The 8,791-nt window shown below is 45.6% G+C and carries 15 protein-coding genes; 2 read left to right on the top strand and 13 right to left on the bottom strand.

What is annotated here, in order from left to right; all coding sequences use genetic code 11:
- Positions 1 to 354 (top strand): CoA-transferase (locus F7C14_RS08780; protein ID WP_290901945.1); only part of this gene is annotated, 354 nt, incomplete at its 5' end.
- Complete coding sequence (locus tag F7C14_RS08775; protein WP_290901943.1) at positions 351 to 1,070, top strand: CoA-transferase subunit beta; 720 nt, start codon at positions 351 to 353, stop codon at positions 1,068 to 1,070. The genes F7C14_RS08780 and F7C14_RS08775, both read left to right, overlap by 4 nt.
- On the opposite strand, the gene F7C14_RS08770 is transcribed toward F7C14_RS08775, so the two are convergent.
- From F7C14_RS08770 to F7C14_RS08710, 13 genes are read right to left on the bottom strand one after another with little or no spacing between them, the layout of a single operon-like run.
- Positions 1,048 to 2,055, bottom strand: a complete 1,008-nt coding sequence (locus F7C14_RS08770) for an RNA-guided pseudouridylation complex pseudouridine synthase subunit Cbf5 (RefSeq protein WP_290901941.1) — start codon at positions 2,053 to 2,055, stop codon at positions 1,048 to 1,050. The two genes, F7C14_RS08775 and F7C14_RS08770, sit on opposite strands and share 23 nt — an antisense overlap.
- Positions 2,039 to 2,575, bottom strand: a complete 537-nt coding sequence (gene cmk / locus F7C14_RS08765; protein ID WP_290901939.1) for a (d)CMP kinase — start codon at positions 2,573 to 2,575, stop codon at positions 2,039 to 2,041. Before cmk ends, F7C14_RS08770 begins: the two co-directional genes overlap by 17 nt.
- Positions 2,572 to 3,153, bottom strand: a complete 582-nt coding sequence (locus F7C14_RS08760) for an EMC3/TMCO1 family protein (RefSeq protein WP_290901937.1) — start codon at positions 3,151 to 3,153, stop codon at positions 2,572 to 2,574. The genes cmk and F7C14_RS08760 overlap by 4 nt, the downstream gene beginning before the upstream one ends.
- On the bottom strand, positions 3,150 to 4,628 hold the full coding sequence (gene secY, locus F7C14_RS08755) for a preprotein translocase subunit SecY (protein ID WP_290901935.1): 1,479 nt from the start codon (positions 4,626 to 4,628) through the stop codon (positions 3,150 to 3,152). The genes F7C14_RS08760 and secY overlap by 4 nt, the downstream gene beginning before the upstream one ends.
- Positions 4,628 to 5,158: an uL15m family ribosomal protein gene (locus F7C14_RS08750; RefSeq protein ID WP_290901933.1), complete on the bottom strand. Its 531-nt coding sequence runs from the start codon at positions 5,156 to 5,158 to the stop codon at positions 4,628 to 4,630. Before F7C14_RS08750 ends, secY begins: the two co-directional genes overlap by 1 nt.
- 5 nt (positions 5,159 to 5,163) lie before the next feature.
- On the bottom strand, positions 5,164 to 5,622 hold the full coding sequence (locus tag F7C14_RS08745) for a 50S ribosomal protein L30 (RefSeq protein ID WP_290901931.1): 459 nt from the start codon (positions 5,620 to 5,622) through the stop codon (positions 5,164 to 5,166).
- Positions 5,623 to 5,627: 5 nt separating this feature from the next.
- Complete coding sequence (locus F7C14_RS08740) at positions 5,628 to 6,218, bottom strand: 30S ribosomal protein S5 (RefSeq protein ID WP_012965658.1); 591 nt, start codon at positions 6,216 to 6,218, stop codon at positions 5,628 to 5,630.
- Between the two features lie 5 nt (positions 6,219 to 6,223).
- Positions 6,224 to 6,781 carry a 50S ribosomal protein L18 gene (locus tag F7C14_RS08735; protein WP_290901928.1) on the bottom strand — a complete coding sequence of 186 codons (558 nt, stop codon included), beginning with the start codon at positions 6,779 to 6,781 and terminating at the stop codon, positions 6,224 to 6,226.
- 4 nt (positions 6,782 to 6,785) lie between these two features.
- Positions 6,786 to 7,232 (bottom strand): 50S ribosomal protein L19e, encoded by a 447-nt coding sequence (locus F7C14_RS08730; RefSeq protein WP_290901925.1) that lies wholly within the window; start codon positions 7,230 to 7,232, stop codon positions 6,786 to 6,788.
- Positions 7,233 to 7,237: 5 nt separating this feature from the next.
- The gene (locus tag F7C14_RS08725) at positions 7,238 to 7,645 is read right to left on the bottom strand and encodes a 50S ribosomal protein L32e (RefSeq protein ID WP_290901922.1); all 408 of its coding nucleotides are present in this window, start codon (positions 7,643 to 7,645) and stop codon (positions 7,238 to 7,240) included.
- 9 nt (positions 7,646 to 7,654) lie between these two features.
- Positions 7,655 to 8,206: a 50S ribosomal protein L6 gene (locus tag F7C14_RS08720; RefSeq protein ID WP_367114356.1), complete on the bottom strand. Its 552-nt coding sequence runs from the start codon at positions 8,204 to 8,206 to the stop codon at positions 7,655 to 7,657.
- Entirely contained in the window at positions 8,190 to 8,579 is a 390-nt protein-coding gene (locus F7C14_RS08715) for a 30S ribosomal protein S8 (RefSeq protein ID WP_290901917.1), read from the bottom strand. The genes F7C14_RS08720 and F7C14_RS08715 overlap by 17 nt, the downstream gene beginning before the upstream one ends.
- 10 nt (positions 8,580 to 8,589) lie before the next feature.
- Complete coding sequence (locus F7C14_RS08710) at positions 8,590 to 8,745, bottom strand: 30S ribosomal protein S14 (protein WP_290901914.1); 156 nt, start codon at positions 8,743 to 8,745, stop codon at positions 8,590 to 8,592.
- Positions 8,746 to 8,791: the final 46 nt, after the last annotated feature.

The following is an 8,791-nucleotide window of genomic DNA, read 5'->3' as shown; positions in this document are numbered from 1 at the left end:
GTTCTGACCGTTCCGGCGATAAAGCCTGAATTTGCGATAATCCACGTTCAGAAAGCTGATGAGGACGGAAACGCTCTGATCTACGGACCGTGGTTTGAGGATGTTTTAATGGCGAGGGCTGCAGAGAAGATAATAATAACGACGGAAATGATAGTTCCTAAGGAAGATTTGAGAAGGGATATAGATGCGGTCTGGATTCCGAGCTACAAAGTTGTTGCAGTCGTTGAAGTTCCGAAGGGAGCTTATCCGGGAGCGTGTCCTCCTTACTACGATCCGGATTTTGAGATGATGGAGAAGTATGCGAATTTGGATGAAGAGGGTTTGAAGAAACACATATGGGAGGTGAGACCGTGAGCTTCACGACCCTCGATAAGGCTAACTACATGATTTCCGCGATGGCGAGATTGTTGAAGGATGCGGAAAGCGCTTTCATGGGAGTTGCGAGCTTTCTGCCCTTCATGGCGATAGTTCTTGCGAAAAAACTCTACAATCCCGACTTAATCTGGTATTCCATAGTCGGTTACAACCCAAACCCGAAGCATCTGCCTATGTCTACTGTCCATCCTTGGATCTCAAAGTACTGCGATGCTAAACTTCAACTGGCTGAGCTTTTCGATATCTCAGCAAGAGGAGAGCTTGACGTTGTCTTTTTAGCTGGAGCGCAAATCGATCAGCGCGGCTACTTGAACAACAGCCACGTTTACATAAATGGTAAGAGAGTTCAGTTCCCCGGAGGAGCTGGAGGAGCTTTGCTTCACGCCACGGCAAGAAGACCCATAGTCTGGCAGGGTAAACATGACAGAAGGATATTCGTTAAGGAAGTTCAGAGAATAACGGCTGCGGGAAAGCCTTATAGGGTTGTTTCGCCTCTCTGCATATTTAAATTCGATGAAAAAGCCGGTAAACTTGTTGTTGACAGGATACACCCTTGGAGCAGTTACGAGGAAATTAAAGAGAAAACAGAGTTTGAGGTGAACGACGCTCCGACGACTCCTCCGCCGACTGAAGAGGAAATAGAGCTTATGAACAGAATCGATCCCCACGGAATCAGAAAGATCGTTCTGGAGTAACCTGTTTTTCCTTCTTTTTTTTCCAGTAGGATGGGTAAGTCCCTCTCTCCATAATAACTCTTTCCATTTCCGCAACGATGCCCCCCCTTATTTTTAGTATGTCTTCAGCGTCGTAATTGGATCTACCTATAGCAACGAGTTCCTGTTTCAACGTGAATATCGCAACCCTCTCCCCCCTCTTCACGCTTTTCTCAACGTAAGCGATCCCTTTCGCTGTTAGGCTTGCTCCGTGGCATATGGCATCGACGGCTGTGTCCTTGATTATTATCTTCGGTATGTTCGCAACAGCTAACTCCATCGGCTGAACTATCTCTCTTAGGTATTCTTCCTCTCCCTCCTCTTTCCAGAAGATGTATGCGTCAAGCAGATCTTGGAGGGTGTAACACTTTTCTTCGGTGAATATCCCCGTCCTGATCCTCCTGAGTTCCTGCATGTGGGCGCCGACTCCAAGAATTTCGCCTATATCGGTGCAGAGTTTCCTAACGTACGTCCCAGCCTCGCAGGCAACTCTAAAGAGAACGTCCCTTCCGTCGATTTCAAGTATTTCGATGTCGTAGATTTCCCTAACTCTCAATCTCTTCTTTACGGCTGATTTCAGCGGGGGTCGCTGGTAGATCTTCCCTTTAAAAAGCTCAAAAACCCTTTTCAGCTCTCTTTCGCTCACGTCACCGTGCAGCCTCATCAAAGCTACGTACTCCTTCTCCGAGCCTTGCAAAAACTGAACGAGCTTAGTTGCCTGCTCTATAAATATCGGTAAAACGCCGGTGACTTTTGGATCCAAAGTTCCAGCATGTCCCGTTTTTTCAACCTCAAGAATCTTTCTAACCCAGACTACCACTTCATGACTTGTTGGACCCTTCGGCTTGTCTACGAGAACGAACCCCTTTTTTATATACTCCTGAATAGGTCTGTTGTAGGGGTAACATCCGTACTCCTCTGAAGGCTTGGCTTCATCCTTTACGAGAAACCTATCGTTTATTTCCATGGTTCTTCAACTCTATCGCTTTGAGTATTATCTCCACGATCTCCTCCGGCTTGAACCTGCCGGAGTTTATCGCTAAGTCATAGATCGTTAAGTCGTCTATGTTTATTCCGTAGAACTTTTTATATCTTTCCTTCTCGATTCTCTCCCTTTCCATCGTTCTCCTCTTTGCCTCCTCGTAGCTCAGATTTTCTCTCTTCGCAACCCTTTTGTATCTCTCCCCATCTTCGCAGTAGATCCAGACTTTCAGATCCGCATTTACGAACCACCCTGAAAGCCTTCCTTCGACGACAACATCATTCTCCTTTTCGGCAAGCTCCTTTTGAAGTTTATCGAGTTTTTTGTCTATTTCAGGATTTTCTCTGGCGTATTTGCTGAACTCTTCAAGACTCATTCCGAGGTCTTTTGCCATTTTTCTGAACACTTCTCCGGCAGAGATAAGTTTGCAGTTCAACCTCTCAGCTAAAATCTTGGCTACCGTTGTAGTCCCACTTCCCGGTAAGCCGGAAATGGTCACCCTCATAAACCTACTTTCAGGGCTTTTCTAATTATCTGTCCGAAGATTACAGAATTGAACATGTACCACCATATCCACCAGGGGAAGATGAGGTAATACTGGGAAATGTGGATTTTGCCGGCGAAGGGAGCTACGACTTCGAAGTCAAGGGAGGCGGCATGGTACATCCACATGAATATCGGCAACGTTACCACTATTACGAAAAGCATCGAAGTCATCTGCATGCTGAACATTTCTCCCTGAAGTTTCTGAATTTCCATCTGTTCTTCTTCAAGCTTCTTCAGCTTTGGTTTCAGGTTTTTCTTTACAGCATCCATATACTCCTTCTGAAAGTTCATCACTCTCTGCTGGATCTCCTTCAACCTCTTGTAATCGATGGTGTACTTCTGAATTAGTGTGGAGTAAAGACCCGTGAAAAAAGCGAGGATCATTACCACTACGTGAAATGGTAGAACGTTTAAGAGGGGATCTAAAAAAGGAGCTAAGAGATCTCCAAGCCCCTTTCTAAAATCGCTACTGAAAGCTACTCCGATGAACATGACTATTGCCAGCGCCATTATGAAGTTTTTGAAGAACTTCTTCATACCTCTTCACCGATGAATCTTCTGAGAAGTGGGTGCATTTCCGTTAGCTGCTCTTTGGCTAAGTCTTGGTAGAACCTGTAAGCTATGCTCACGGCTAAAAGCAATCCGGTTCCACTTACGTTACCGATAGTTCCGAGCATGTTGGCTATTAACGTCAAAACTCCTATGGCTGCTCCACCAATTATCGTAACCTTCGGAATGTATCTTTCGAGCAATCTTTCTATCACCTGAGGATTTCTTCTGAATCCCGGAATTTGCATTCCGCTTCTTGCAATTTGACTCGCAACGGTTTTTGCATCCATTCCGCTCGTTTCAACCCAGAATATGGCGAATAAGATACCCCCGGCAATTAGTATGGTAGCGTCGATCAGCAGTCTTAGGATTATCATCCACTCCGGCAAATCTGCGAAAATCGGATTGGATTTAACCAAAGCTGGAACCCAGTCGTAGGGGCTTCGAACTGGAGAAAGTAGGTACATTATCCCGCTCACTGGTTGCGAACCTACATACTCTCCGAATATCGTTATTCCTCTTTGGTAGAGCATCATTCCTATTATTTGGATGTTCGCTTGTAGAGCTCTGACGAAGATCATCGGAAGAACGCTTGCGTAGATTAGCTTTATCGGGAACCTCCCTCTCGCTCCCCTCACAGCAGCGTGAGCCAATGGAATTTCGACTCTTGTTCCTTCGGCGTAGACGACGAGAAATATTATTGCGATGGTCGTTATCAAAGCGAGAACTCCGCCATCTATTAGGAGGAAGAGCAATCCGTCCGCTGAAAGGATATTTGCTCCGTAATTCTGAGCTATCCACACCCACCTTGGGATAATTCCAGCTGGCATCTGAGAGTTTGGAGGAACAACCCAGTTGAACAATCCAGTTATAATAGCCTGAGAAATTCCGGCTAATATGAAGAGAGAAACTCCGCTTCCTATACCCCACTTTGAAACGACTTCGTCCATGTAAACAATTAAAACTCCTCCTATGAAGAGCTGAAAGAATATGAGGAACGTGATGAAGGATATGGGAACTCCAAGCTGGGCAGCAACTTGGGCGTTCGGAATCATCGATCTGCTGAATATCAGTACGAGAGCCTCAAAGGCGATCATCACGAAAACCAAGAACCTCTGAAAGTCTTGATAAGCCGCCCTATCTTCCGGTTTTGTCAAATCGAGCTTTATAATTCCAGCTCCAACAAGTAGCTGGAGGATAATGCTGGCTGTAACGATTGGACCAATTCCTAAGGCTAAAATAGATCCTCCAGCTCCGGCAAACAACGCCCTAAACTGGGCGAAAAGATCGATTGAAGACGGATCCAGACCGAAAACCGGAACGTTTGTTAAGGCGAAATATAAGATCAGGATTCCTACCGTCCAGGCAAGCTTTTGCCTGAAAGGAACGTGTTGCTTTGGTCTTTCGACGCTCGGAATTCTTTCAAAATATGGTTGGAGTTTTCTTAGAATCTCCTCCACCATCAGCTGCTCACCACTTCTCCTCCAGCAGCCTCGATTTTCTCAATTGCCTTTGGAGTTGCGTAGCTCACAACAACCTTTACTGGCTTGGTTATTCTTCCTGCTCCGAGGAGCTTCTCGTAACCGATCTCGCTGAGGTTCACTTCGTAAACATCTCCCTCTTTTTTCGCCAGTCCTACTTCAACGAGTCTATCGACAACCAAGTCCAAATCTCCCACGTTTATTTCCTCTCTTGCGTCGAAAAACCTGTAGAGCTCGTCGTCTAAAATTCCCTCGTCTTTAAGTTCTCTCAGTCTGAGCTTTAGCTCTCTTAAAGCTTTATACTCTGCTTTAACGACCTTCGGTCTGTTGAAGCCGTGCTTTCCAAACTCGTACAACCCCTCTTTTGCAAGCTTGACGAACTTTATGTACTTGTGCTTGTGCACTCCAGCGTTCCCTCTACCTCCCCTGCTACCTCCTCCCCTCCTCTTCTTCTTGGCTCCTCCTCCGCAGGTTTTTGATCCCCTATACTTCTTTACCTTCTTTTGCGGCATGAGCGTCACCTCATCTTGTAAAGGAGCTTTTTAATCTCCTTGTGATACCCTAAATCTCCTCCATAGCCGTAGGGTCTTTTTATACTCTTCAAACCTCCTCTTGGTGGGTGGAGTCTGAACACGGGCTTTAAATCTGGGAGATCTTTCAAACTCGCCTTTCCTTCCACAACGGCTTTAGCGAACTCCTCTATGCTTTCGTATCCGGTTTTCTCCTTAACGTATTCGTCCGTCAACTTTCTGTCTCCTTTTAGCCTTCCCCTATTCCTTAAAAGCATCGCCAAGGTTTCGGCATCTATTTCTCCGTAAGCTACGTAATCTTTTACGACTTGAAGCATTCCTCTGTAGGATGGAGTGTCTGGAATCACAACGCAATGGTACTTTTTGTGCAGTCTAAGCATTTTCAGCGTATCTTCAATTTTCCTGTTAACTCCAATCGATCCTCTGAGTCTGACAACAGCAAGCATTCTCATCACCTCTTCAAATAGACGGTCTTCTTCAAAGCTTCGAAAGTCGCTTTGGCGAAGTTTATCGTCGTTTTCGTCTGCCCCCTCGTGAAAGACCATACGTCCTTGACTCCGGCAAGCTCCAAGACTTTCTTTGCCACATCTCCAGCAACGAGCCCCAACCCCTTCGGACCGGGGATTAAAGTTACTCTAACGCTTCCAGCCGAGCCAGTGACCTTTGCCGGAATGCTGTGCTTTCCTCCGCATCCGCATTCCCAAGAGCCGCAACCCATTTCAACTTTGAATATGTTGAGCTTCGCATCCTTGATGGCTTTCTGGATTGCTTGAGCGACTTGAGCAGCTTTGCCCACTCCAACTCCTACGAATCCGTTTCTATTCCCTACCACAGCGGTTACCCTGAACTTAGTTCTTCTTCCGCTGTCGGTCATCCTCTGCACCATTGAAATTTCAAGTATTTCGTCCTCAAGGTCTGGAAGGAGGGTATCGACGATTTCAACTTCTTTTAGTGGTAATCCACTCGCTAAAGCCTCTTCAAGTGTTTTGATTTTTCCTTCAGCAACGAGTTTTCCAAGTTTCGTTCTTGGCGTCCACTCCAATTAAATCACCCCATTATCTTGCTTTTTACTTCTTCAAAATGTTGAGGTAAATCAGCGGGAGACAAACCTCTTTTCTCATATTCTGAGAACATTTCGGGTTTCATCTTATAATACTGGGCTATGTGCTCACCTCTTATCCTCGACTCGTCCGGAAATATCTCAGGATCGTGAGGGATTTCCATTCCCGCATCCACAGCTCCCTTCAACACTGCGAAAACTCTTGCGCCTTTGGTTGGAGACCTCAAACCTATGTCAAGTATGGCTTCTTTGATTCCTTTTTCGAGGGCTTTCTTTCCAACAAGCAACCCGGTTAGATATGCTGCGGGAGTGTTGTTCGCATCACCCTTCCACCCGTACTTTTCGAGCTCCTTAGAATCAACGTGAACGAGAACCCTGTCCCCCTCTGGATGGTATTCGATTATCTGGGCTATCACGTATCGATTCGTAATTCTTACGACTAACCTTGGCTTTCTTGAGAGTAGCAGCTTTAGCCTTTTTCTGTAGTTTGTTTTTCCTTCCCTCCTTCTCCTGTAGGGAACTTTATACCTCGGTCCTCTCGCCAAACTATCACCTCAGCACTCCGATACTTTTGAGATAAGCATTAAGGTGAGATACGCTTCTGAACTCTCCTCCCTTAGCTTTTCTGTACAGCATTCTGTAAGTTCTGCTGTCGAGGACACCCTTCTCTTTAAGGAACTTCAACCTCCTCCTCAATGCTCTGATTCTAATTATCCAAGCTCTTTTTCTTGGCATCCTTGCTGTGGCTTTTCCTTTTCTCCTTCCGTGTCCCCTCCTCCTACCTTTTCTCTTCTGGGCTTTTCTCTTGTTAATTCTAACCCTGCAAACCCCCTTTACTGGCTTTCTCTTAATTAATCCTCTCTCTATTAACTCTCTTATGTCATCTTTTGTTGCAGCCGTAGCTATCTCATCCAATGCGTCTGGATCAAACCACACCCTGTTTATTCCGCATTCGAGAACTTCGGCTGCCAACCTCCTTTGAAACCTCAAATCCATTACCATCACCTTTTAGTCGGATTGAGGATGACGATGTTAAGCTCCTTAGCCTTTTCCTCAATCTGAAGCCTCTTCTTTAAACCAACACACGACGCTATTCTTGCAGCCTGCCTTTCGGGATCTATTTTTTCAAGATCCTTGACGTTGTAAACGAGAACCTCTTCATATCCGCTCGGATGCAATCCCCTAACGAGTTTCGGTGAGCTGAAAGCCGGTGAGGGGTGATACATACCGCTCCACTTTCCTCCTATCCTCAACCTCCACTTGTTGTGTCTCCCCCTTGGTCTCCTCCAGCCGAGCCTTCTTAGCTTTAACTTCGTCCTCCAAGCGAAGTGCCTGAATTCGGGCTTTTTAGACTTTATGACCCTCCTAACCTTCAAGAGCCTGATTTGCTCTTTGCTGAGTTTTGCCATGTTACCACCTCAGTCGGGTTTCTTAACTATGTAAATCCCATCCTGAAAGACTCTAACGTCAAGCCTCTTAATTTTAGTAGCTTGTTCGATATTCGCAGCGGTTTGCCCGCACTCTTCAATATCTATTCCGCTCACGGTTATCTCATTTCCAGATACAGTCACCTTAGCCCTACCAACTATCTTAGCTCTCCTTGGGTGCTTTTCTCCAAGGAAGTTTTCGATAACTACTTCGTTACCTTCAACCCTAACTTTCATGGGGAAGTGGGAATAAACGATTTTGAGCTTGTATTCGAAACCTTCCTTAACTCCCCTAACGAGGTTTTCTATATGCGTCGCAAAAGTCCCGACCATAGCCTTAAGCTTCTTCCTCTTGTTGTTCGTGTAAACTCTAACTTTGCCGTTCAACTTCTCTATGTAGACTCCTCTGAACTTTAGAACCCTCTCGTTCTCTCCGAGAGGGCCTTTTACTTTTACTTTATACCCAGCCACATCGTTTCCGTCGATTTCGACTTCAACGCCTTCTGGAATTTCCACGAACCTCTCTTCAATAGACGTAAGCAAGGAGCACACCTCCTAATCCTCTCTCTATAGCTTCTTTTTGCGACATAACTCCCTGCGTTGTCGAGACGATCAGAATTCCGAAATCTCTTGCTGGCAGGTATCTTTTCTCGAACTTTTCGTATTCGGTCCTCTTCACAGAGTATCTTGGTCTTATGGCTCCGCAGTCGTTTATTTTTCCGAGGAGGGTAACTATGAACTTACCTCCTCTGTGATCGTCTATGTATTCAAAGCCTTCGATGTATCCATGCTCTTGCATAACTCTGAGAACGTTTCCTATGAGTTTTGAAGCTGGTTTTATCTCTACCTTCTTCTTTCCAATCATTTCAGCGTTTTTGATAGCGCTCATAGCGTTTGAGAGAGTATCGTGAAGCATTTAAATCACCTCACCAATACTTCTTAAATCCGAGCTCGGCGGCAACCTCTCTAAAGCACTGTCTGCAGAGGTAAATTCCATACTTTCTAACGATTCCGGCTTTTCTTCCACATCTCCTGCAGGGATTTGCTGCTCTTCCGAACTTTTTCTTTCTCTCTTTAGCCATATCACTCCACCTCCACTCCGAGGGATTTGAGAAATTCTATAGTGTC

Source organism: Ferroglobus sp. (genome assembly GCF_015521575.1).
In the GTDB taxonomy this organism is placed as follows: domain Archaea; phylum Halobacteriota; class Archaeoglobi; order Archaeoglobales; family Archaeoglobaceae; genus Ferroglobus.
The sequence above is the reverse complement of the archived record's forward strand: the minus strand, read 5'-3'. Positions and strand labels throughout refer to the sequence as shown.